The organism is Rhizobium sp. 01T417, from assembly GCF_056398905.1.
Window position 1 is genome coordinate 1 of sequence record NZ_JBFTQH010000028.1, and the last position, 21,038, is coordinate 21,038.

Here is a 21,038-nt window from a genome sequence, read left to right on the forward strand (position 1 = left end):
CATATCTCGCTGACAAGCTTTATGGACTACGATCTGGGATACTTCGATGATGAGACATGCAGGCTTGAACCTTTGCCGAACCCTTTCGGTCCAAAAGTGTCACCTATGTCTCAGGAATAAAACGTAACCTATGTGTCCAGAACGGACCGGAATTCAATGGCTGGGGCGCCAGGATTCGAACCTGGGAATGCCGGTACCAAAAACCGGTGCCTTACCGCTTGGCGACGCCCCACCAGAGCTTGAAAGCGGAGACCCGCTTGCCAAATCGACGCCTGCTTAGCAAAGCTCGCTTGACGTCACAATCATTAAGTTTCGGGCCATTGCATATTTCTGTGCGCATTTTGCGTCACCATGCTAGGTCTCGCGTCAGCCGTCCAGGACGATGGAGTAACGATGAGCCAGTACCGCGCCCGCCCGCCTGCCCTCGCAACGCTGCTGCTCGACGATGCCGTGGTTCGGATCACGCGCTGGGACTTCGAGCCGGGAGCCGATACGGGCATCCATACACATGGGATGGGCTATGTCGTCGTGCCGATGACCGATTGCCAGTTCCTGCTGGAGGAAAAGGACGGCAGCCGCAGGGTCGATATTGCCAAGGGCGCTGCCTACCGCCGCGACGCCGGGATCGAGCACAATGTCGTCAATGCCGGCGATCAGCCGATGTCCTTCATCGAGATCGAATACAAGTAAATGGCAAGTCCCGAGTTCAATTTGGCCTTCGAGCCCGCCTATGGCCAGGCCGTGCCTGTTGCCTCAGACGTGCAGCGCATTACGGTCAACAATCCGAGCGCCTTCACGTTTCACGGCACGAACAGCTACATCGTCGGGGATCGCTCCGTGGCGGTCATCGATCCTGGGCCGGAGGACGAGGCACACTTGCAGGCATTGATGGCAGCGCTCGATGGACGCGAGGTCACCCATATCTTCATCAGTCATACCCATCGCGACCACTCCCCGCTGTCTCGGCGCCTGCAGGCGGCGACCGGGGCGCGGATCGTCGCCGAGGGACCACACCGCGCTGCCCGGCCACTGCATCAGGGCGAGATCAATCCCTTCGCCGAAAGCTCGGACCTGGAATTCCGGCCCGACGTCACAATCGGCGACGGCGAGACGATCGAGGGCGACGGCTGGGGGCTGACGGGCGTGTTGACGCCCGGGCATACCGCCAATCACGCGGCCTTCGCGCTCGAGGGAACCGGGATCCTGTTTTCCGCCGATCATGTCATGGGGTGGGCTACCTCCATCGTCGCGCCGCCCGATGGCTCGATGGCCGACTACATGGCCTCCCTCGACAAGCTGATCGAGAGGCACGACCGCCTGCTGCTTCCCGGACATGGCGGCCCCGTCCGCAAGCCGATCTCTTTCATGCGAGCCCTGAAGACGCATCGGCGGATGCGCGAACGCGCCGTGCTCGGCCGCATCCGCGCTGGCGATACGAACATCCCCGACATGGTGAAGGTGATCTATCGCGAGACGGATCCGCGCCTGCATGGCGCTGCCGCGCTTTCGGTTCTTGCCCATATCGAGGATCTGGTGGAGCGGGGTGAGATCGAAACGGATGGACCGCCTGCCCTTTTCGGCTCCTACCGACCTGCAACACGGAAATAGCTTACGACGGCGCCTGTATTTGCCGACGACAAGCCTGTCATCGTCTTCGATGGCAGATATTAAGGCGAACGAGGCTAGCTGCCAGCGATGCCGAGCAATTCGGAATCGAGCGCCTTGAGGTAGTTCTCCGCGATATCGGCGCTGAGGCCGAGATCATGCGGGCCGTAGCGCGAGGCGACCCTGACGTCGACGAAGGTGGTTTCCGCTTCCTCCCGCAAGCGGATGACGATGTCGAAACGCAGGCCGAGAACCAAGGTGCGGGTTTCGCCCTGCAGCGTTACGCCATTGGCCCGGCGAATCAGCTGCGCAACGTCGTCGTCGTAGGGCCGTGGCGTCGGGACCGGCACGGCTTCTGGCGCCTCAGCAACCGCGGCGTCATCTGGCTGCGGCTTCGCCGGTCGCTTCTCGAGATCGGGGCTTGGCTCGCTGTCACCGTCGGCGCGGGTAATGCGGATGCCATTCTCCTTGGCGACCTTCTTGACGGCTTCGAGCACGCGGTCGATAGCGCCGTCGTAGCGACGGCCTGTGAGTTCCGGGTAGGCTTCGAGCTGCTTTTCGCGGTCCTCAGGCGTGACCGCCGGCTCTCGCTTCAGCCAGATCTGATCTGCGTTCGGCGTCTTCAGCCAGTCCGGCGCCGAGACGATATCGGTTGACACGTCGTAGATCGCCGGCAGCGCGAAATAGCGTTCGGCGGCAATCCCGCCGATGGCGAGCGGAAGGGCCACATAAATCAAGGCTTTCAAGGCATCGAGCCCGCCTTCGGCACCCGTCAGCCAGAGGCTGCGCAGCCCGGCAACGGCAAGCAAGGTCCCAAGCAGCGCGAAGCCCGCGGAGACGAGCAGAACCAGCACAAGGTATGGCGTAGAAAGGCCGGCGAAGCGATGACCAACCAGAGCCGCAAGGCAGAGAACCAGGGCAAACGCTGCGAAGCGCCGCGAGAAGCGGGCAGCATTTGAAACAGGGCGGTCGAAACGGATTGCCATCAAACTTACCGGTTACTCGCAAGCGGCGCGTCTCGCATGAACGCGCAAAATCGCCCTCCACTTGTTTAGTGCAAGATTCGCCTAAATTGAACTGTTGTGTCATTCCGATGGGCGCAATCCACGGGGAAGACGACAATGGCGTGCGTAAGCATTTTCTGATATTCCTTGATTTGCAGTTGTATGGTTTGGGTCGCAACCGACCAACAGGAGAAGGGCAATGATTGCACCGGAGCCCGCATCGGGAACCCAGTCGCCGACGCTGGGCGCAGCCGATCATGCAGATCCGCTTCTGCCGATAGAGCTTCTGGAACTGGAATTGTCGCTCGACGGATACGATGGCAAATCCGACTTCTGCGAAACCGTCCGCGTAGCATCCGCCAAGGCTGGCGGAGAATTCCTGTTTGATCTTCCCGCCGAGGGATTGATGGACGATTGCAAGCGCATTGCAGTGCTGCGCATCCCGTCCATGAGCGAACAGATGCGTGTCGTTCTTGCCGTGCTGGATCACAGCGGCACGGAAATCCGCATGGAAGCGCCGGATCCTGCGACGGCCCACCTCATCCGCTTCGCCGACGCCTTCATCAAGGTTCTTGAACGGTTCTGACCTAGAGCCTTTCGGCTCTAATCGCGTTGCGCCGCTGCTTCAGCCAGGCTGCGGAACGGGAATTTGCGCCCGCACTCACACTTGATCATGGAAGTTTCCTGATGGTTGGACGCGCGCTGGATGAAGAAGCCGCGCGGTAGATGATCGACGCTAAAGCCCGGATGCTTGCGCTTCGGATCATCCGTCTCGGACGCTTCCGCAAAGCCGGCGTTGCCGCATTGCGGGCAGGTCAGTTTCTTCGAGAATCGATCGCGTAGTGCCATGTTTATCTTCCAATGTCGTCCGAGCCGTCTTCTTACAGACGATCCTCCACAGACGGAAGGCCACAGGCGTTGAAAGCAGCGATGCAAGCGCACCGCTTCGGCCTAAGTTATTCTTTTGGTTGACTGTAACCGCCGATTGGCGTCATCTGATGGCGCAGAGTTTTGATTGCAGAGACATGTGGATGCGTACGCTCGTTTTAGCTCTCGCGCTTGCCGCGCTATCAATCGGCCTCTCGGCCTGCCAAACAATGACGCCGGAAGAGCGGCGCGCCGCCGACGAGGCTCAATGCTTACGCTATGGCTTCCGGCGCGGCACGGAGGGCTTCGCGACCTGCATGCAGCGCATCGATCTCTATCGCCGTGCCCAGGCGCGTTACGACAGCGATATGCTCATGTTGCAGATGTCCTATGATCTCGACCGTCCTTACTACGGTCGCGGATACGGGCGCCATTGGTAATCACCGCCTGCGCGGCGGCAAGCCGGGCAATCGGCACGCGGAAGGGTGAACAGGACACGTAGTCCAATCCGATTTCCTCGCAGAAATGGATGGATACCGGATCGCCGCCATGTTCGCCGCAAATCCCGAGCTTCATGTCATTGCGCGTGCGCCGACCGCGTTCGGCGGCAATGCGGATCAACTCCCCGACACCGTCGAAATCCAGCGAAATGAAGGGATCGTGCTCGATGATCCCCTTGCGCTGATAGGTCGGAATAAAGGCGGATGCATCGTCGCGCGAGATGCCGAAGGTTGTCTGCGTCAGGTCGTTGGTGCCGAAGGAGAAGAACTCCGCCGCTTCGGCGATGATATGGGCCCTGAGGGCTGCACGCGGCAGTTCGATCATCGTGCCGACCAGGTAGTCGATCCGCATGCCGGCCTCCGCCATGACGTCCCCGGCGATGGCGTCGATGCGCTCCTTGACGTAGTCCAGCTCGGAGCGCAACCCAACCAGGGGCACCATGATCTCGGGCACGACGGCAGCACCCGTTTCATGGGCTGCCGCGACCGCCGCCTCGAAAATGGCGCGCGCCTGCATCTCGACAATTTCAGGGTAGGAAATCGCCAGTCGGCAGCCGCGATGGCCGAGCATCGGATTGAACTCATGCAGCGCATCGACGCGCTGGCGCAGTGCTGCAGCGTCCATGCCCATTGCGGCGGAAACGTCGGCGATCTCCTCGTCCGTCTTCGGCAGGAATTCGTGCAGCGGCGGATCGAGCAGACGGATCGTCACCGGCAGGCCGTGCATGACGTTGAACAGGCTGGTGAAATCGTGGCGCTGGACCGGCAGCAGGCTATCAAGAGCGGCGCGGCGGCCGGTTTCATCCTCCGCCAGGATCATCTCGCGCATCAGATGAATGCGGTCGCCCTCGAAGAACATGTGCTCGGTGCGGCAAAGGCCGATGCCCTCGGCACCGAAGGAGCGAGCCGCGCGCGCATCAGCCGGCGTATCGGCATTAGTGCGCACGGTCATGCGCCGCGCCCGATCGGCCCATTGCATGATGCGCCCGAAATCGCCGGAGAGCTCCGGCTGGATCATCTGCACGTCACCCTTCAACACCTGCCCGGCCGAACCGTCGATGGTGATGACGTCGCCCTTCTTCAGCGTGACGCCGACGCCGATCAGCCGCTCGTTGCGGGCGTCGATGCGCATGCCACCAGCGCCGACCACGCAGGGGATGCCCATGCCGCGTGCGACAACCGCGGCATGGCTGGTCATGCCGCCACGTGTCGTCAGAATGCCCTCGGCCGCGTGCATGCCGTGGATGTCTTCTGGACTGGTCTCGACACGCAGCAGGATAACCTTGCGCCCCTCCTCGGACGCTGTCACGGCCTCCTCGGCGGTGAAGACGATCTCGCCGGTCGCCGCGCCGGGCGAGGCCGGCAGGCCGGTGCCGATGATCTCGCGGGTAACACGCGGGTCAATCGTCGGGTGCAGGAGCTGGTCCAGTGACGAAGGTTCGATGCGAAGCACCGCTTCTTCTTCGGTGATGAGTTTCTCATCTACCATGTCGACGGCGATCTTCATCGCAGCGCGCGTCGAGCGCTTGCCCGCGCGGGTCTGCAGCATCCAGAGCTTTCCGCGCTCGATGGTGAACTCGATGTCCTGCATCTCGCGATAATGCGTTTCAAGCTCGGAACAGATGCCTGACAGCTCCTTGAAGGCATCCGGCATCAGCTTTTCCATCGACGGTCGTTCGGAACCGGAGCTGATGCGTCCCTCCTCGGTAATGCTCTGCGGCGTGCGGATGCCGGCAACCACATCCTCGCCCTGCGCATTGACGAGGAATTCGCCATAGAGCGATTTATTGCCCGTCGACGGATTACGCGTGAAGGCAACACCGGTCGCGGACGAATTACCGTGGTTTCCGAAGACCATCGCCTGGATGTTGACCGCCGTGCCCCAGCCTTCGGGAATATTGTGAAGCTGGCGATAGGTGACTGCCCGGACGCTCATCCAGCTGGCGAAGACGGCGCCTACAGCGCCCCATAGCTGCACCTCGGGATCTTGAGGAAACTCCTCGCCCAGCTCCTCCTCAATCAGGCTCTTGTAGAGCGAGACCACGTGCTGCCATTCGTTGGCGGTCAGTTCGGTATCAAACTCATAGCCGAGCCGCGCCTTCTCGTCCTCGAGGATCTCCTCGAACACCTCGTGATCGAGACGCATGACGACGTCGGCATACATCTGGATGAAACGGCGGTAGCTATCCCAGGCGAACCGTGCGTCGCCGGCATCGTGGCCGAGCGCTTGTACGGTTTCATCGTTGAGGCCGAGATTGAGGACGGTGTCCATCATCCCCGGCATCGAAACGCGCGCTCCCGAGCGCACGGACAAGAGCAGCGGCCGATCGCCCGCGCCGAACCGCCGGCCGGTAATTTCTTCGATCCCTTGAATGCCCGCGCGGACCTGTGCCTTCAGCTCTTCTGCAATCTGCCGTCCGTTCTTGTAGTAGGCAGAGCAGGCGCCGGCGATGATCGTCAGACCAGGAGGGACAGGCAGACCCAGGTTGCACATTTCCGCGAGGTTTGCGCCTTTGCCGCCCAAACGCTCGCCCTCAAGGGCACTACCCTCTGCCTGACCATTGCCAAATGTATAGACCCACTTGGTCATATTCCCCCCAACACCAAATCCGGATCAACTTAATCCCTTGGTGTTGAAATGAAAATCGACAAATGCGGCCGAAATGTTGCGGCGCACAATAACTGCGACAGACTGAAGCGATTGAGGGGAGAAAAAGCTTTGCGGGACTGCAACAAAGTCCCGCAAAGCCTTATGTCCGTCCAGCCAGGAAAACCGGACGGGGGGTTCCGTCCATACGGACTGTCAGAGCCAAAACCATATTGCTCCGAGCGCGTCGCGCAGGAAACCATGCAGCCGATACCTTTTCGCGGCAATTCGGCGACACCATGAAGCAATCTCTAATACAAGATCGGTAGGAAAACATTACCTGAATGGTGGAGTCAGCCCATTCTGGCAGACTTTTTTTGGGCTTTTCCCAGCCTTTGGCTCAGGCAATCTCGCGCAGTTGTTCGGCGGTCTGAAGATCGACCGACACGAGCTGCGATACCCCCTGCTCCGCCATCGTCACGCCGAACAGCCTGTTCATGCGCGCCATGGTGATCGGATTATGTGTGATGATGACGAAACGCGTCTCGGTGGAGGCGGCCATTTCGTCCATCAGGTTGCAATAGCGCTCGACATTGTGGTCATCGAGCGGGGCGTCCACTTCGTCCAGCACGCAGATCGGGGCCGGATTGGTCAGGAAGACGGCAAAGATCAGTGCCATTGCCGTCAGCGCCTGCTCGCCGCCCGAAAGGAGCGTCATCGTCTGCGGCTTCTTGCCCGGCGGACGGGCGAGAATTTCCAGGCCTGCCTCGAGCGGATCATCGGATTCGATCAGTTGCAGTTCGGCCGTTCCTCCGCCGAAAAGATGGGTGAAAAGGCGCTGGAACTGGCCGTTGACCACGTCGAACGCGGCGAGCAGGCGCTCGCGACCCTCGCGATTGAGGCTCTGGATCGCGCCACGCAACTTGCGGATCGCATCGATCACGTCGTCGCGTTCCTTGATCAGCGCCTCGAGCTTCCCGCTCAGTTCCTTCTGTTCTTCCTCGGCGCGCAGGTTCACGGCGCCAAGGCGCTCGCGCTCCATCTTGAGGCGTTCGAGTTCGCGCTCGACCTCGCGAAGATCGGGTGCTGCCTGCAGCGACTCAAGTCCGGCAAGCCGAAGCGCCTCGTGCGGCGCAACGTTTAGCGCCTCACGAATTCGGGCCTCGGTTTCCTGTCGCTTTTCGCGCGCCGAGACTAGCCGCTCTTCGGCGCGACCGCGGCGCTCGCGGCTTTCGGCGAGTTCGGAAAGCGCTGTCGCCGCCTTGCGGTCGGCGTCACGCTGGACGAGCTCGGCTTCAGCAAGCACATCGGCCGCGTGGCGACGTGCTTCCTCGGCCTTCTGGAGTTCGATCAAGAGCGCGCGGCGCTTGTCGTCGAACTCATCGGGCGCCATTTCGAGCTCAGACGCTTCCTCCCGCGCCTCCTCCTCGCGGTCGCGAAGTGTCGCGATGTGGTCCTCGGCGCTGGCAGCGCGCTGGCGCCAGGTCTCGCGCTCCTGCCCGATGGCAATGATGCGGCGCTGACGGGCTTCGTTCTCGCGGTTCAGGCTTTCATGGCGTGCCCGCGCTTCTGCAAGTGCGCCACGATCGGTCGCGACTTCCGCCTGCTGCGCTCGAAGCCGTACGTCGATCGCCGTCAAATCAGGGGCGTCTTCCAACTCGATCCGAGCGTTCTCTTCCTGGATCGAGAGATCTTCAAGCTGGATCTGAAGCTGGCTGACAGATTCTGCAATGACATCACGGCGGCGGATGAGATCGCCAGAGGCCCGCTCGGCCGCTGCCAGCGCTTCGCGCGCCTCGGCGAGTTGCCGCGCGGATATACGGCTCTTCTCGCGCGCCTCGGCGAGGCGCTGTTCCTGAAGTCGGATGGCATCGGCCGCACTCGCCAGGCGTTCCTCCGCTTCATCAAGTATGTCGCGGGCAAGCGCGGCTTCGCTTTCCAGTTCGGCGAGCCGGTTCTTCTGTGCCAGCCGGAGTGCCGCCGCACTCGGCGCATCCGCGCCGGTGACATGGCCGTCCCATCGATAGACGGCGCCCTCCTTGGTCACCAGGCGTTGGCCTGGCTTGAGGTCCCTCATCAGGGTTGCCGCATCCGAACCGGAGACGAGGCCGATCTGCTTCAGGCGGCGCATCAGTGCGGCAGGAGCGCGCACATGGTCGATCAGCGGCGTCGCGCCAGCCGGCAATGCCGGGTCGGCGGCACCGTCACCATGGCCGGACCAATGCACCGGCGCCTTCGGATCGAGCGGGGATTCGATGTCGTCGCCAAGGGCCGCACCGAGCGCCGTCTCAAAGCCGCGATCGACGCGAAGTTCATCGGCAACGGGTGCAAATTCGCCTGCCGCGGCACCGGCAGCCAGCATGCGCGAAATGGTCCGGGCTTCCGTTTCGATGGCGTTCAGCTTCGCACGCGCCTGATCGACAGGCGATCGGGAAAGAGCCTCGGTCTGGCGCGCAGCGGCCAAGGCCTGCTCGACGCCCTGGATTGCGGCTTCCGCCTCGGCAAGAGCCTGCTCGCCCGCCTCGACCACGTCCCGCTTCTCGTCCGGATCGGGCAGGCTGGAAATCTTCTCCCCGATGGCCGACAGCTCGCGGTTGGCCTCATCCATCTGCCGTTCAAGGCGCATTTTGCGATCGGCAAGGTCGCGAATGGCGCGCTCGAGCTGGTTGCGCCCGGCTGCAGCCTCGGCGCGTTCGGCTGTCAACGCGGTAAAAGTGCGCTCACTGTCGGCGAGCTTTGCGGCAGCCTCCTCGAAGGCCTCGCGTGTCTCCTCGGCAAAACGGCCGGAATCGGCAAGGATCTCAGTGATCTCGCTCTCTTCGGCATCCAGCCGCGCCAGGATTTCGGCGTTATCGGCAACCAGCCGCTCCTCGCGGCGGATATCCTCGCCGAGCTGCGCAAGACGGCGGGTCAGTTCGTCACGACGGCGCAGGATGCGGTTGGCATCCTCCTCGAGCTGGGTCTTGGCGATCTGCAGGCGCTGCAACGCGGCAGCGGCGCGTGCTTCGGCGTCCCGCAATTCCGGCAGCTTCAGGCTTGTAATGCCCTGAACCTTGGCGGCCTCCATCTGCATCTGCGCCTTTTCGGCGACGACGACGGTGGCCTGATTGAGCGCGCTATCGGCCTCGGCTTCGGCCTCCTTGGCCTGAACCCAGCGGATGTGCAGAAGCAGCGCCTCGCGGGCGCGTATATCCGCGGACAGCGACTTGAAACGGCTTGCCTGGCGGGCCTGACGCTTCAGGCTCTCGATCTGGCTCTCCAGTTGAGAAGTCACGTCGTCGAGACGTTCGAGATTGCTTTCGGCGGCACGCAGGCGAAGCTCGGCTTCGTGACGGCGCGAATGCAGGCCAGATATGCCGGCTGCCTCTTCAAGCAACTGGCGGCGGGCCTGCGGCTTTGCCGAGATCAACTCGCCGATCCGTCCTTGCCCGACCATGGACGGCGAACGGGCGCCGGTGGAGGCGTCAGCAAAGAGAAGCTGCACGTCCTTGGCGCGGCTTTCCTTGCCGTTGATGCGGTAGATCGATCCCTGCTCCCGCTCGATGCGGCGCGTGACCTGGATCTCGTCGCTGTCGTTGAAGGCAGCGGGCGCCGTACGCTCGGCATTGTCGAGATAGAGTGCTACTTCAGCCGTGTTGCGGGCGGGACGATTGCCGGAGCCGGAGAAGATGACATCGTCCATGCCGGACGCGCGCATGTTCTTGTAGGAATTCTCGCCCATCACCCAGCGCAGCGCTTCGACGAGGTTCGACTTGCCGCAGCCGTTCGGGCCGACGATACCGGTCAGTCCGCGCTCGATGATGAATTCGGTGGGTTCGACGAAGGACTTGAAGCCGACGACGCGAAGCTTGTTGAACTTCATGCCGCGTCCCCGCGCCTGATAAAGCAAAAGACGGGCGTACGGCTTCCGCCGTCGCCCGCCGATCGGATACGGTTCAGATTAGAGCAGGCTGTCGATAAGGGCCGACATGGTGTCAACCGTCATGTCTCCAGAAAAGCGCTTGCCGTTGATGAGGAACGTCGGCGTGGCATTGACGCCAAACTCCTTGGAACCTCGTTCCCGCGTTGCGTTCACTTCATCCAGCAGCTTCTGGTTCGTCAAGCACTTCGTGAAACTATCCTCAGTAAATCCAGCAAGTTTGGCCATCTGCAGCAGTGCAGCGCGGCCATCATCGGCAGCGGCCCAGGTCTGCTGCTGCTTGAAGAGCATGGATACCATCGCGAAATACTGTTCCGGCGTGCTCATTTCTTCCGGCTTCTGCGGATTGCAGCGGGCCAGCATGAAGGCGGCAGCGGCGCGCGGATCAAAGGGGAATTCGCGGATCATGAAGCGGACCTTACCGGTGTCGACATACTTCTTCCTGATCGCGTCGAAGGTCGTCGTGTGGAAGTGAGCGCAGTGCGGGCAGGTCATCGACATGTATTCGACGATCGTTACCGGGGCGTCTTCCTTGCCAAGCACCATTTCCGGCAGCGGGCCCGGCTTCAGCACGGCGGCCATGTCGACCTCGCCATCGGGCTGAGGCACTTCGACAGCGGCATGCGCGCTACTGAAAACCGCCAGGGTCGCGGTCGCGGCAGCCACGCCGCCCAGAAGCTGGCGTTTCGTCAGTTGCATTTCAGAAATCGGCATGAAGGTCCCCATAAATGAGAGTAATGGCTGTGAGTCCGATATAGCGCCTCGAAGTCCTGAACAAGACACGGCTCGCGAACTTTCTTCAAAGAATTGTGACCTTGGTTGGACAGCCCGATTAAATTGCGGACAGAATTGCCGCGCCAACACTTGCAAGGCGTTAGCGACCGCGCTTGCCCAGCACGGCCGTGCCGAGCCGCTTCACGGCTTCGCGCAGCTTATCGCCCTCGATCCCCTCCATCATATCCTCCAGCTTTGCCGCAGCCGCCCCCTTCAAGGGAGGAGGCGTGCGGGAGCGCTTCACCGCCGGATAGACGGGTTTCTGGACGATACGGATCTGGTGGACGGCGGCAAATCCGAAGAAGCTGTTGACGCGCTGGATCAACTCGCCTTGCGCATGGGTCAGGAACAGCGCGCGGGCGCCCTCGCAGGCAATCGTGAGCACACCGGGCCGAAAGCTGCCCTCGTCGTTGCCGCGCGCCCAGGCGATCTTTTCCGGACGCGTGCAGTCGGCGAACTCCGCACCGGCGATTTCATCCCACGAGCCAAGCAGCGCAGTGTTGATTCCGGCACGGCGCGCCAGCACGGGATCGATCAGCCCGTTGGCCAATTCGGAGATCTGCTTTTCACCTTTGCGTGGATAACTCATCGAAACCTTCAGATCGCCCTGCGTTCAGGCACCACTGCCTTGATCGCGCGGCATTGCTTCGCCAAGTATAGGGCACTTCCCCTCACGACGGCAAATGATGACATCGACGACACTGGACGCGCCTGCCGCCAAGCCCCTTCTCGACTGGTACGACCGCCACCATCGCGATCTGCCATGGCGCGTCTCGCCGCCGATGGCGGCGCGCGGCATCAAGGCCGATCCCTATCACGTCTGGCTTTCCGAGGTGATGCTACAGCAGACGACGGTGCCGGCGGTGAAACCCTACTTCGCCAATTTCCTGGCACGCTGGCCGAGCGTGCGTGACCTCGCCGATGCCGCCAGCGAAGACGTTATGGCGGCCTGGGCCGGGCTTGGATACTACGCCCGCGCCCGCAACCTCAAGAAATGCGCGGAGGCCGTCGCGTCCGATCATAACGGCATCTTTCCAGATACCGAGGAGGGGCTGAAGTCGCTTCCCGGCATCGGGGACTATACGGCGGCCGCGGTGGCGGCGATAGCCTTCAACCGGCAGGCAGCCGTGATGGATGGCAACGTCGAGCGGGTGATCTCGCGCCTTTACGCGATCGCTACGCCCCTACCCGCTGCCAAACCATTGATGAAACAGAAGGTGGCTCTGCTGACGCCGCAGGATCGGCCCGGCGACTTTGCGCAGGCAATGATGGATCTCGGCGCCACGATCTGTACGCCGAAGCGGCCCGCCTGTTCGCTCTGTCCCTTCAGGGGATCCTGCGAGGCGCTGCGCCTGCACGATCCCGAGCGCTTTCCGGTCAAGGCAGCCACGAAGGAAAAGCCGATCCGTCAGGGCGCAGCCTTTATCGCGGTCACGGCGGATGGCGACCTCATGTTGCGGCGGCGCATCGAGAGCGGCCTGCTCGGCGGCATGACGGAAGTGCCGACGACCAATTGGACGGCGCGGCAGGACGGGGAAAGCTCGGCCGATGCTGCGCCTTTCCCGGCTGCCTGGGAGCCTTGCGGGACCGTCACCCACGTCTTCACCCATTTCGAGCTCAGGCTCTCGATCTACCGCGTCGCGATCCCCTCGCGAATTCAAGTGGATAACGGTTGGTGGGAGCCGGTTACAAATCTAGACTCGCAGGCACTGCCGACCGTCATGAAAAAAGCAATCACCGCGGCTATCCCGCTCGCGTTCAAACATGCCAAGGATTAATCGATGCCCATCGACCATATTGTTTTCGACATCGGAAAAGTTCTCATCCATTACGATCCGAATATTCCGTTCAGCCGCCTCATTCCCGATGAGGCCGAACGCAAGTGGTTTTTCGATAATGTCTGCACTCATGACTGGAACGTCGAGCAGGATCGCGGCCGCACCTGGGAGGAAGCTGAAGCCCTGCTGATCGAGGTTCATCCGGATCGCGAGGAGCATATCCGGGCCTTCCGCAAATACTGGCACGAGATGGTCCCCCACTCCTACGACGACAGCGTCACCATCATGGAAGGCCTGATTGCCGATGGCCAGGACGTGACGATGCTGACGAACTTCGCTTCCGACACCTTCCGCGAAGCGCAGGTCCGCTTTCCGTTCCTGACGAAGCCGCGCGGCGTTACCGTTTCCGGCGACGTCGGTCTCATCAAGCCCGACATTGCGATCTACGAAACACACGCCAAGAGCTTCGGCCTCAATCCGGCGGCGACAATCTTCATCGATGACTCCGCCCCCAACGTCGATGGCGCCAAGGCGGCCGGCTGGGATGCGGTTCTCTTCACCGGCGCCGACAAGCTGCGCGCCGATCTTGCAGCGCGCGGCGTGAGGCTCTGACGATGGCATTCGATCCGGTTGAGGAAATCAAACGTTTTCACGGCGCGATCAACGCGCTCGACTTCGATATGATCGAGGACTATTTCGCGGACGACGCGACCTATGTCTCGAACGGGGTCGGAAGCCTGTCGGGGCGGGCTGAGATCATGGTCGCCTTCCGCAAGTATTTCGAGGACTACCCGGACCAGACGGCAATCAACACGCTGGTCGAGAAGGTCAGCCCGAATGCCGGCCGCGCCGTGTGGTCCGTTCGCGCAACGCACAGCAAGACGGGCAAGCCACTCGTCCGGGAAGGCGAAGAGACGATCACCTTCAACGACGACGGTCGTGTCACTCACGTCCAGGTAACGGACTATCAGGCGTTTTGAAAGAACGCTGCGGAAAGATAAAAAGCGAGCACGAAGAAGAGCCACAGGTCGGAGAACATCGCGATCTTCCTCGACCTGTTTTTCGGCCGCTCGAGAAGATGCTTCAGACCGGCGAGCCCGTAGAAAAGGCAGGCGGTGATCGCTGCCGGGACAATCCACCGCGGCTCGAAGAGGCTGAATATGCCAAGCATGCCGATCGAGAGATTGCCGAAGCCGATCTCCTGCACCAATGCCTGCGCCTTGTGATCGGTGACACCGAAGATCGTCTCCGCAGTGAAGGCCGGGTTGATGATCTGCTTCAGGCTTGCCACGAGCAGTCGCATGCCGACGCCCCAAAAGACGAACCATTTCCCGACGAGGAAGACGACGTTGGCGTCCGCGCTCCAATGGGCTTCGGCGGCAACCGAACCCAGCGGCAGGACAAGCATCAGCAACAGTATGATCGCAAGATACATGGCGGGGTCCTTGCCTCTTTCGGATCATCAGCCGCCGATACATGACACGGAATTGCGCTGCCGCGCGAGCCAAAATGAAGAGCGCCCGGGGTGTTGATCCCGGGCGCCAGGCCTTCTTCCGTAACTGGAGGTACAAAACACCGGAAGAAGGGAGTCTCGATCAGGTCGAGGCGCGCGTCATTCCGCCTTTGCCAGATCACTGCGGATCACGGACCGCAATTCGTCGATCGGGCGCAGGGACTGCCCGTCGTCGAAGTGCCAGAATGTCCATCCGTTGCATGCATCAAGGCCCTGAACCTTTGCCCCAAGGCGATGAATGGAGCCGGCCTCGCCACCGGAGGCGACCGTGCCGTCAGCACGAACGATCGCACTGTAGCGACGGCGCGCATCAGTCAGCACCTGGCCGGGCTTGATCAGGCCGCTTTCGACCAGCACGTTGAACGCCACGCGGACTTCCTGCTTTTTGCCGGTCATGACGGTGAGTTCAGCCTTGCCCAGCGGCTCCACCGCTTCGATGCGGGCGGAGGCCGCGTCGATGTAGTCCTGCTCGCGCTCGATGCCGACGAAGTGGCGGCCGAGGCGCTTGGCGACGGCGCCCGTCGTGCCGGAGCCGAAGAACGGGTCAAGGATGATGTCACCGGGCTTCGAGGAAGCCATGATGACGCGGGCAAGCAGCGCTTCCGGCTTCTGCGTCGGGTGCACCTTCTTGCCGTCGTCGCCCTTCAGGCGCTCGTTGCCGCTGCAGATCGGAAACAGCCAGTCGGAACGCATCTGCACGTCGTCGTTGGCAGCCTTCATGGCGTCGTAGTTGAAGGTGTAACCCTTGGCCTTGGCGTTCGGGCTCGCCCAGATCATCGTCTCGTGCGCGTTCTGGAAACGACGGCCCTTGAAGTTCGGCATCGGGTTGGTCTTGCGCCAAACGATGTCGTTCAGGATCCAGAAGTTCAGATCCTGCAGCGTGGCGCCGACGCGGAAGATATTGTGATAGGAGCCGATCACCCAGATCGTGCCCGTCGGCTTCAGGACACGGCGGCACGCGAGCAGCCAGGCGCGGGTGAAGGCGTCATAGGCTTCGAACGACGCGAACTGATCCCACTCGTCATCGACGGCATCGACCAGCGATTGATCGGGACGATGCAGCGTGCCGCCAAGCTGCAGATTGTACGGCGGATCGGCGAAAATTACGTCTACGGAGTGGTTCGGCAGGGCTTCAAGGGCAGCAACGCAATCGCCCTTGATGATCGTGTCGATCCAGGAGTCCGGCTTTGCGGAGGCCTTGAGATCGGCAAGCGGAAATACTGACGCCATCTGGAAACTCGCTCATACACATTACGCTTTTTACTGTCTGTTATGGTTACTCAGTTTGGTTACCAAAGCCTGAAGGCATGAGCGATTTCGGGAAAATAAGTCGCAGGCGCTTTGGCGCCGAAGGAGTTGGGCAGCGGCCCCTGCCCTTACGGCTGCTCTCGTTAGGCCGCCACGTCGTGCACCTTGCGGCTATCCGCCGGCGCTTCGCCGCGGTCATTCATGCCGTAGTCGCGGACGATGTGGCCGATGCGCAGCCGATAGTCCGCGAAGACGCCGTTGCGGCCGGCGTGCTGGGCGGCGCGGTGCGCCTCCAGGTTTCTCCACGTCTTCACAGCCTCCTCGTCACGCCAGAAGGAAAGCGAAAGCAGCTTGCCACGATTGGTGAGGCTTTCGAAGCGCTCGATCGAGATGAAGCCGTCGATCTTTTCCAGTTCACCGCGAAGCTCGCCGGCGAGATCGAGATAGGTGTGGCGTTCGCCCATGAAGGGCAGGACTTCGAAGATAACAGCGATCATGGCATCACCAGCTTTGCATGAGGAAGGGAAGTGTTTTTGAGGAAGATACGATCTTCCTTGAGAATGAAACGTTCGCGTTTGGCGAACTCGTAGTTTTCCTTGCCGAGCGTATCGGCGGCAAGACGGGCGCGATAGGCCTCGTAGGCGACGAGGCTTTCGATATTGTACACGCCGTAAGCCGTCGTGGCCGAACCCTCATGCGGTGCGAAATAGCCGATCAGGTCTGCACCGTTGCGCGGGATCGCCTGGCCCCAGTTGCGGGCATACTCGGCAAAGGCTTCCTTCTTGAACGGATCGATCTCGTAGCGGATGAAGCAAGTAATCATCGTGGTCTCCTTGTTGTCTGGAGATAGTTTTCGCACATTGTCCGACGACGATGCTTCGGTTATGATCGAAGTATGAAGGAAGGACCTGATATAGCTCAGATCGGCGCACTGATCGGCGACCCCGCCCGCGCCAACATGCTGACTGCATTGATGGGCGGCAAGGCGCTGACGGCGACCGAGCTTGCAGCGGCGGGCGGTGTTACCGTGCAGACGGCGAGCACGCACCTTGCCAAGCTGGAAGCGGGCAATCTGCTCGTGCAGCGCAAACAGGGCCGCCATCGCTATTTCACGCTGGCGGATGACAGCGTCGGCAAGTTCCTGGAGAGCATCATGGGCTTTGCGTCAGGGCGCGGCCATCTGCGCCATAAGCCAGGGCCAAAGGAACCGGCATTGCGCAAGGCCCGCATCTGCTACGATCACCTCGCCGGCGACTACGGCGTTCGCATGCTCGACAGCCTGATTGCCAAGGGAGCGATCGATGCCATGGGCGACGGTCTTGCCCTGACGGAGAGCGGCGAAACCGAGCTCAAAACTATCGGAATCGACGTCCACGCCCTGAAATCGTCGCGTCGGCCGCTCTGCCGCTCCTGTCTGGATTGGAGTGAACGGCGGGCGCACCTCGCCGGCAGCCTCGGCAAGGCCCTGCTTTCGAATTTCCTCGAGAAGGGCTGGGCCCGCCGCACGGCGGAAAGCCGCTCCGTGGTCTTTTCCCCGGAAGGCGAACGGCAGTTTCTTGCACTGTTTCCAGCCACCAAATAGCCGCGAACACCCGTAAAATCGAAGCCGCCCGCGACACGCAATCCAGCCATGCCCCGCTGTCGGTTGAGCTTCTGCGAGGCATCGTGTAAAGGGGCATCATCCCAAACAAGGCGTGAGTAAATGGAAGGCTTCGACCTCATTATCTTCGACTGCGACGGCGTTCTGGTCGATTCGGAAATCATCGCTGCGGATGTCGAATCCAAGCTTCTCACCGAAGCAGGCTATCCGATCAGCATCGAGGAAATGGGCGAACGCTTCGCCGGCATGACGTGGCAGAATATTCTCTTCCAGGTCGAGCGCGAGGCCAGCATCCCGATATCAGCCTCGCTGCTCGACAAGTCCGAGAAGCTCCTCGATATGCGCCTGGAGCAAGACGTGCAGGCGATAGCGGGCGTCGAAGCCGCTCTTTCGCGTCTGAATCTGAAGCGCTGCATCTGCTCCAACTCCAGCACCGCGCGCCTCGACATGATGCTTGGCAAAGTTGGCCTGAAGCGCCTCTTCGCGCCCCACATCTTCTCGGCAAAGGATCTCGGGGCCGATCGCGTGAAGCCGAAGCCGGATATCTTCCTGCACGGCGCCAAGCAGATGGGCGTTTCGACCGAGCGTGTTGTTGTGGTTGAAGACTCCGTTCACGGCATCCACGCCGCACGCGCAGCAGGCATGCGAGTCATCGGCTTTACCGGTGCCTCGCACACCTATCCGTCACATGCCGACAAGCTGACCGATGCCGGCGCTGAAACCGTCATCTCCCGCATGAACGATCTGCCCGGCGTCGTCGCCGCGCTCGCCGAGTGGGAAGGCGCAGTGTAACTCCGGTTACTCTCGAGCAGCAGCCGCCGGAACAGTCCTCATTTGAAGTTCAGCTCCAAGATCGGTCGCAGAGTCGAAACTCTGCGACCGATCTTGCTATGGGGACCGGGGGCCCCGCATAGCACCGCGACAAAACGAACTCATTCAGCTATCAAAGTACTTGTCTGTGTCTGAATGCTGGTTGTCTCGCATGACTATTTCCGTGGAATTGTGCACCCATCCCGAACTCGACGATCGGATTTCCATCCTCAGGGCGGGCGAAGAGGTTGACGCCGTCTTCGTCCGCACAGAGAGATTCAACGTCCTCGTCGACACTCTCGGAACGCCTGAGTTATGCCGGATGGCATTGGAGTTGCTTGACGACGACATGCGCGCTCGTCCTCTCATCGTTGTCAATTCCCACATGGACTGGGATCACTTCTGGGGCAACGCCGCGATTGCCGGCAAGGCCCCGATCATTGCCCACACGGCTGCGCGTGCACGTCTGAGCGACACTTCCTGCTGTCAAGTTCTGGACGAGAAGATGCGTGAGGAGCCGCGGTTCCGAAACGTCGAACTCATCGCGCCCGATATCACCTTTTCAGATTCGATGGCCCTTCATGGCGGCGACCTCACTCTGGAGCTCATCCACACACCGGGGCACACGCCTGACCATGTTGCCATCTGGATTCCGGAGATCCGTGTCTGCCTGGCTGTCGACGCCGTCGAGACGCCCATTCCGGAGGTCTGGAGTAAAAGCTCCGACGACCTTCGGCTGATCTGTTCATCGCTCGAACGGATCCGCGACTTGCACCCCAAGTTCGTCATCCCCGCACATGGAGGGACGATCTCGCCGTCCACTGTTGACGACAACCTGTCTTATTTCCGAGCACTGGCGGCCCGGGTCGAAAACCTAAGCGCGACTGAACTCGCAGACCCGGAATTGGGAAAATTGGTGAGCCTTCGACTTCAGGATTTCGTGGCCATCCCGGCCGACATGTCGCCGGAAGCGGTGGCATTCTACGAGACGTTTCACGAAACCAATCTCGGGGCGATGATTCAAGCACGCCTGGAAGGGTTGAACGTCGCATGAGAGCCACGGCCTTGCCGATCGTCCCTTTGTTATCCTGCAATTGCTAGATTTTCAGGCTTAGCGCACCGACCATAATCTCGAAGCGCGCCGGAAGCCGCCCAGGGGCTTCGCCGTCGCTGTCGATCGGCACCGGCTCCCTGCCGATCGGCCAAGCCTCGACGAGCCTTGCGCGATGGATGCTGACGAGCGGGCTTTTCAGATGACCGCCGCTGTAGATGCTGTTCATCAGCGTCAGGACCTTCAGCCTGCCGGCGCCGCGGATGATGATTACGTCGAACAGGCCATCGGCAACATCGGCATCCGGAGCGACCTTCATGCCGCCGCCGAACCATGCGCCGTTGGCAACGGCAACCGCGGTGATCGGCCCTTCATAGATATCCTCGCCGTCCAGCCTGAGACGGATGTCGCGTGGCGTGTAACGCAGGATTTGAAGCAGGCTGTGGAAGAAGAAGACCATCGGTCCCAGCAGACGCCTGCCCTTGGGCGCCTCGTTGACTGCCTGCACGATGTGACCGGAAACGCCGAAGCTCGCGATGTTGGCGAAGTGGCGGCTGACGGTGTCCCCATCCTCGTCGTCGCAGGTGAGCAATCCGGCATCGATCTGCCGTACCGTTGGAGAGGTCAGGCGGTTGGCGATCGTAGCAGGATCGCGTGACACCGGAAAATTGCGGGCGAAGTCGCATCCGGTGCCGATTGCAATAAAGGAGAAGGCCGTGCCCGGCCGATGCGACTTCAAAATGCCGCCGGCCACTTCGCCGATCGTCCCGTCGCCACCGACGGCGATCACCAGATCGGCGCCGTCATCCGCCAGTTCGCGCCCGAACCGTTCGGCATCGCCGTGCCCCTTGGTTTCACGCAGGCTGAGATTGGTAAATCTCGCCTCTATGGCGCGCCGCAGCGCCGACCAGAACAGCTTCTTTCCGCGTCGACCCGACGCCGGATTCAATACGATGCCGATTTTCAAGCGATCTGCTCTCCCCGCGCCGATCAGCTTAGCGATACGGAAACGTTCCTCAGGCCTTCTTCTTTTTCGTCGAAACCGGCCCCTGGTCGAAACCGATGTTCACGCGCACCATTGAGCCGGAACCGACCGGAAGCTTGATACCGTCCTTGCGGAACAGCGCCTGGGTGGCTCCGGAGCCGACCTCGACCGGGAAATTCGTTACTTCGGAATAAAGCGCATCCTCGCCGTCAAAGACCGTGATGCGAACCGGGAGCGTGACCTTACCGGGCGAACCGTTCGGGCCGGCGAGAACCCGAAGCTGGGCGACAACAGTCATCGTCAGGTTTGCATCGTTCAGGCTGCACTGGCGCGTATAGTCACCGATCGATGCCTGGAAGGCGAGTTTGTCCGCATCGCCGGTCTTGGCGCCGCCGGCATAGGTGCGGAAGATCGCGTCCTTGTCCTTCATGAAGATCTGCGGGCATGCTCCCTGGACGACAGGGGCAGTGTTGCCCGACGCGGTCTTGGCGGTGCCGATCGATGCGTTATTGGACGAGGGATTGGCCGGCGCCATCGGCATGATCTGCGCATTGCCATTCGGCTGGGCCGGTGCTGTTGCGCTGTCTCCCCCGCCCACACCGAGCGAGTTGCAGCCGGCAAGAATTGCCGCAAAAGAAGCCGAAACGATGAGACGCGAGACCTTGCCAAGCACGATTATTCCACCCTCTTCACAAAGTTTTTTGGCAGGCCCAATCACTTGATGGCAGGCCTTTCGTGACAGTTTGCGATGGTCTATATCAGCGGCGCAAACAAAAATCGATTGGGTAAGAACCGTT

The 21,038-nt window shown here is 61.4% G+C and carries 22 protein-coding genes and 1 tRNA gene; 10 read left to right on the plus strand and 13 right to left on the minus strand.

Annotated features, from left to right (window positions below; genetic code table 11):
- Nucleotides 1–157: 157 nt before the first annotated feature.
- Nucleotides 158–232 (minus strand) — tRNA-Gln (locus tag AC1DPR_RS22930).
- 161 nt (nucleotides 233–393) lie between these two features.
- Here AC1DPR_RS22930 and AC1DPR_RS22935 point away from each other — a divergent pair.
- A complete protein-coding gene (locus AC1DPR_RS22935; protein WP_018860464.1) occupies nucleotides 394–690 on the plus strand; it encodes a cupin domain-containing protein in 297 nt (98 codons plus the stop codon).
- Nucleotides 691–1,608 carry an MBL fold metallo-hydrolase gene (locus AC1DPR_RS22940; protein ID WP_018860463.1) on the plus strand — a complete coding sequence of 306 codons (918 nt, stop codon included), beginning with the start codon at nucleotides 691–693 and terminating at the stop codon, nucleotides 1,606–1,608.
- A 74-nt stretch (nucleotides 1,609–1,682) separates the two neighbouring features.
- Here the strand turns inward: AC1DPR_RS22940 and AC1DPR_RS22945 are convergent, their stop codons facing one another.
- On the minus strand, nucleotides 1,683–2,591 hold the full coding sequence (locus AC1DPR_RS22945; RefSeq protein WP_018860462.1) for a DUF1499 domain-containing protein: 909 nt from the start codon (nucleotides 2,589–2,591) through the stop codon (nucleotides 1,683–1,685).
- A gap of 217 nt (nucleotides 2,592–2,808) precedes the next feature.
- Between AC1DPR_RS22945 and AC1DPR_RS22950 the strand changes: the two genes are divergently transcribed.
- The gene (locus AC1DPR_RS22950) at nucleotides 2,809–3,195 is read left to right on the plus strand and encodes a hypothetical protein (RefSeq protein ID WP_018860461.1); all 387 of its coding nucleotides are present in this window, start codon (nucleotides 2,809–2,811) and stop codon (nucleotides 3,193–3,195) included.
- 17 nt (nucleotides 3,196–3,212) lie between these two features.
- On the opposite strand, the gene AC1DPR_RS22955 is transcribed toward AC1DPR_RS22950, so the two are convergent.
- Complete coding sequence (locus AC1DPR_RS22955; protein ID WP_018116436.1) at nucleotides 3,213–3,458, minus strand: hypothetical protein; 246 nt, start codon at nucleotides 3,456–3,458, stop codon at nucleotides 3,213–3,215.
- Between the two features lie 182 nt (nucleotides 3,459–3,640).
- Between AC1DPR_RS22955 and AC1DPR_RS22960 the strand changes: the two genes are divergently transcribed.
- Nucleotides 3,641–3,916 (plus strand): hypothetical protein, encoded by a 276-nt coding sequence (locus tag AC1DPR_RS22960; protein WP_083929893.1) that lies wholly within the window; start codon nucleotides 3,641–3,643, stop codon nucleotides 3,914–3,916.
- On the opposite strand, the gene ppdK is transcribed toward AC1DPR_RS22960, so the two are convergent.
- From ppdK to AC1DPR_RS22980, 4 genes are all read right to left on the minus strand, one after another.
- The gene (ppdK, locus tag AC1DPR_RS22965) at nucleotides 3,849–6,566 is read right to left on the minus strand and encodes a pyruvate, phosphate dikinase (RefSeq protein ID WP_018859032.1); all 2,718 of its coding nucleotides are present in this window, start codon (nucleotides 6,564–6,566) and stop codon (nucleotides 3,849–3,851) included. The two genes, AC1DPR_RS22960 and ppdK, sit on opposite strands and share 68 nt — an antisense overlap.
- Before the next feature lie 397 nt (nucleotides 6,567–6,963).
- Nucleotides 6,964–10,425, minus strand: a complete 3,462-nt coding sequence (locus AC1DPR_RS22970) for a chromosome segregation SMC family protein (RefSeq protein ID WP_113471807.1) — start codon at nucleotides 10,423–10,425, stop codon at nucleotides 6,964–6,966.
- Between the two features lie 78 nt (nucleotides 10,426–10,503).
- A complete protein-coding gene (locus tag AC1DPR_RS22975; protein ID WP_026372018.1) occupies nucleotides 10,504–11,196 on the minus strand; it encodes a DsbA family protein in 693 nt (230 codons plus the stop codon).
- Between the two features lie 160 nt (nucleotides 11,197–11,356).
- Nucleotides 11,357–11,845: a DUF721 domain-containing protein gene (locus AC1DPR_RS22980; RefSeq protein WP_018859029.1), complete on the minus strand. Its 489-nt coding sequence runs from the start codon at nucleotides 11,843–11,845 to the stop codon at nucleotides 11,357–11,359.
- Between the two features lie 97 nt (nucleotides 11,846–11,942).
- Here AC1DPR_RS22980 and mutY point away from each other — a divergent pair, with 97 nt between their 5' ends.
- Genes mutY through AC1DPR_RS22995 form a run of 3 tightly spaced genes read left to right on the plus strand, consistent with a single transcriptional unit; the run spans nucleotide 11,943 to nucleotide 14,014 of the window.
- A complete protein-coding gene (gene mutY / locus AC1DPR_RS22985; RefSeq protein WP_026372017.1) occupies nucleotides 11,943–13,034 on the plus strand; it encodes an A/G-specific adenine glycosylase in 1,092 nt (363 codons plus the stop codon).
- Nucleotides 13,035–13,037: 3 nt separating this feature from the next.
- The gene (locus tag AC1DPR_RS22990) at nucleotides 13,038–13,646 is read left to right on the plus strand and encodes an HAD family hydrolase (protein WP_113471790.1); all 609 of its coding nucleotides are present in this window, start codon (nucleotides 13,038–13,040) and stop codon (nucleotides 13,644–13,646) included.
- Nucleotides 13,647–13,648: 2 nt separating this feature from the next.
- Nucleotides 13,649–14,014 carry a nuclear transport factor 2 family protein gene (locus AC1DPR_RS22995; protein WP_018859026.1) on the plus strand — a complete coding sequence of 122 codons (366 nt, stop codon included), beginning with the start codon at nucleotides 13,649–13,651 and terminating at the stop codon, nucleotides 14,012–14,014.
- On the opposite strand, the gene AC1DPR_RS23000 is transcribed toward AC1DPR_RS22995, so the two are convergent.
- The 4 genes from AC1DPR_RS23000 to AC1DPR_RS23015 form a co-directional block, all read right to left on the minus strand.
- A complete protein-coding gene (locus AC1DPR_RS23000) occupies nucleotides 14,002–14,469 on the minus strand; it encodes a DUF6790 family protein (RefSeq protein ID WP_113471791.1) in 468 nt (155 codons plus the stop codon). The genes AC1DPR_RS22995 and AC1DPR_RS23000 overlap by 13 nt on opposite strands.
- 177 nt (nucleotides 14,470–14,646) lie before the next feature.
- A complete protein-coding gene (locus AC1DPR_RS23005; RefSeq protein WP_016553038.1) occupies nucleotides 14,647–15,777 on the minus strand; it encodes a site-specific DNA-methyltransferase in 1,131 nt (376 codons plus the stop codon).
- Nucleotides 15,778–15,938: 161 nt separating this feature from the next.
- Complete coding sequence (locus AC1DPR_RS23010; protein WP_018116426.1) at nucleotides 15,939–16,292, minus strand: antibiotic biosynthesis monooxygenase family protein; 354 nt, start codon at nucleotides 16,290–16,292, stop codon at nucleotides 15,939–15,941.
- Nucleotides 16,289–16,618 (minus strand): NIPSNAP family protein, encoded by a 330-nt coding sequence (locus AC1DPR_RS23015; protein ID WP_018859024.1) that lies wholly within the window; start codon nucleotides 16,616–16,618, stop codon nucleotides 16,289–16,291. The genes AC1DPR_RS23010 and AC1DPR_RS23015 overlap by 4 nt, the downstream gene beginning before the upstream one ends.
- Nucleotides 16,619–16,690: 72 nt before the next feature.
- Here AC1DPR_RS23015 and AC1DPR_RS23020 point away from each other — a divergent pair, with 72 nt between their 5' ends.
- From AC1DPR_RS23020 to AC1DPR_RS23030, 3 genes are all read left to right on the plus strand, one after another.
- The gene (locus AC1DPR_RS23020) at nucleotides 16,691–17,377 is read left to right on the plus strand and encodes an ArsR/SmtB family transcription factor (protein WP_018859023.1); all 687 of its coding nucleotides are present in this window, start codon (nucleotides 16,691–16,693) and stop codon (nucleotides 17,375–17,377) included.
- Between the two features lie 120 nt (nucleotides 17,378–17,497).
- The gene (locus tag AC1DPR_RS23025; protein WP_018859022.1) at nucleotides 17,498–18,187 is read left to right on the plus strand and encodes an HAD family hydrolase; all 690 of its coding nucleotides are present in this window, start codon (nucleotides 17,498–17,500) and stop codon (nucleotides 18,185–18,187) included.
- Nucleotides 18,188–18,377: 190 nt separating this feature from the next.
- Nucleotides 18,378–19,259 (plus strand): MBL fold metallo-hydrolase, encoded by an 882-nt coding sequence (locus tag AC1DPR_RS23030; RefSeq protein ID WP_018859021.1) that lies wholly within the window; start codon nucleotides 18,378–18,380, stop codon nucleotides 19,257–19,259.
- Nucleotides 19,260–19,302: 43 nt separating this feature from the next.
- Here AC1DPR_RS23030 and AC1DPR_RS23035 read toward each other — a convergent pair whose 3' ends face one another.
- Together AC1DPR_RS23035 and AC1DPR_RS23040 are read right to left on the minus strand one after the other, a co-directional pair.
- Nucleotides 19,303–20,223 (minus strand): diacylglycerol/lipid kinase family protein, encoded by a 921-nt coding sequence (locus AC1DPR_RS23035; RefSeq protein WP_113471792.1) that lies wholly within the window; start codon nucleotides 20,221–20,223, stop codon nucleotides 19,303–19,305.
- 49 nt (nucleotides 20,224–20,272) lie between these two features.
- Nucleotides 20,273–20,917: a hypothetical protein gene (locus tag AC1DPR_RS23040; RefSeq protein WP_025661113.1), complete on the minus strand. Its 645-nt coding sequence runs from the start codon at nucleotides 20,915–20,917 to the stop codon at nucleotides 20,273–20,275.
- Between the last annotated feature and the right edge of the window lie 121 nt (nucleotides 20,918–21,038).

What these genes read in the sequence shown, in the direction of transcription:
- AC1DPR_RS22935 (WP_018860464.1), top strand. Translation starts at nt 394, where the DNA reads ATGAGCCAGTACCGCGCCCGCCCGCCTGCCCTCGCAACGCTGCTGCTC.
- AC1DPR_RS22940 (WP_018860463.1), top strand. Translation starts at nt 691, where the DNA reads ATGGCAAGTCCCGAGTTCAATTTGGCCTTCGAGCCCGCCTATGGCCAG.
- AC1DPR_RS22945 (WP_018860462.1), bottom strand. Translation starts at nt 2,591, where the DNA reads ATGGCAATCCGTTTCGACCGCCCTGTTTCAAATGCTGCCCGCTTCTCG.
- AC1DPR_RS22950 (WP_018860461.1), top strand. Translation starts at nt 2,809, where the DNA reads ATGATTGCACCGGAGCCCGCATCGGGAACCCAGTCGCCGACGCTGGGC.
- AC1DPR_RS22955 (WP_018116436.1), bottom strand. Translation starts at nt 3,458, where the DNA reads ATGGCACTACGCGATCGATTCTCGAAGAAACTGACCTGCCCGCAATGC.
- AC1DPR_RS22960 (WP_083929893.1), top strand. Translation starts at nt 3,641, where the DNA reads ATGCGTACGCTCGTTTTAGCTCTCGCGCTTGCCGCGCTATCAATCGGC.
- ppdK (WP_018859032.1), bottom strand. Translation starts at nt 6,566, where the DNA reads ATGACCAAGTGGGTCTATACATTTGGCAATGGTCAGGCAGAGGGTAGT.
- AC1DPR_RS22970 (WP_113471807.1), bottom strand. Translation starts at nt 10,425, where the DNA reads ATGAAGTTCAACAAGCTTCGCGTCGTCGGCTTCAAGTCCTTCGTCGAA.
- AC1DPR_RS22975 (WP_026372018.1), bottom strand. Translation starts at nt 11,196, where the DNA reads ATGCCGATTTCTGAAATGCAACTGACGAAACGCCAGCTTCTGGGCGGC.
- AC1DPR_RS22980 (WP_018859029.1), bottom strand. Translation starts at nt 11,845, where the DNA reads ATGAGTTATCCACGCAAAGGTGAAAAGCAGATCTCCGAATTGGCCAAC.
- mutY (WP_026372017.1), top strand. Translation starts at nt 11,943, where the DNA reads ATGACATCGACGACACTGGACGCGCCTGCCGCCAAGCCCCTTCTCGAC.
- AC1DPR_RS22990 (WP_113471790.1), top strand. Translation starts at nt 13,038, where the DNA reads ATGCCCATCGACCATATTGTTTTCGACATCGGAAAAGTTCTCATCCAT.
- AC1DPR_RS22995 (WP_018859026.1), top strand. Translation starts at nt 13,649, where the DNA reads ATGGCATTCGATCCGGTTGAGGAAATCAAACGTTTTCACGGCGCGATC.
- AC1DPR_RS23000 (WP_113471791.1), bottom strand. Translation starts at nt 14,469, where the DNA reads ATGTATCTTGCGATCATACTGTTGCTGATGCTTGTCCTGCCGCTGGGT.
- AC1DPR_RS23005 (WP_016553038.1), bottom strand. Translation starts at nt 15,777, where the DNA reads ATGGCGTCAGTATTTCCGCTTGCCGATCTCAAGGCCTCCGCAAAGCCG.
- AC1DPR_RS23010 (WP_018116426.1), bottom strand. Translation starts at nt 16,292, where the DNA reads ATGATCGCTGTTATCTTCGAAGTCCTGCCCTTCATGGGCGAACGCCAC.
- AC1DPR_RS23015 (WP_018859024.1), bottom strand. Translation starts at nt 16,618, where the DNA reads ATGATTACTTGCTTCATCCGCTACGAGATCGATCCGTTCAAGAAGGAA.
- AC1DPR_RS23020 (WP_018859023.1), top strand. Translation starts at nt 16,691, where the DNA reads ATGAAGGAAGGACCTGATATAGCTCAGATCGGCGCACTGATCGGCGAC.
- AC1DPR_RS23025 (WP_018859022.1), top strand. Translation starts at nt 17,498, where the DNA reads ATGGAAGGCTTCGACCTCATTATCTTCGACTGCGACGGCGTTCTGGTC.
- AC1DPR_RS23030 (WP_018859021.1), top strand. Translation starts at nt 18,378, where the DNA reads ATGACTATTTCCGTGGAATTGTGCACCCATCCCGAACTCGACGATCGG.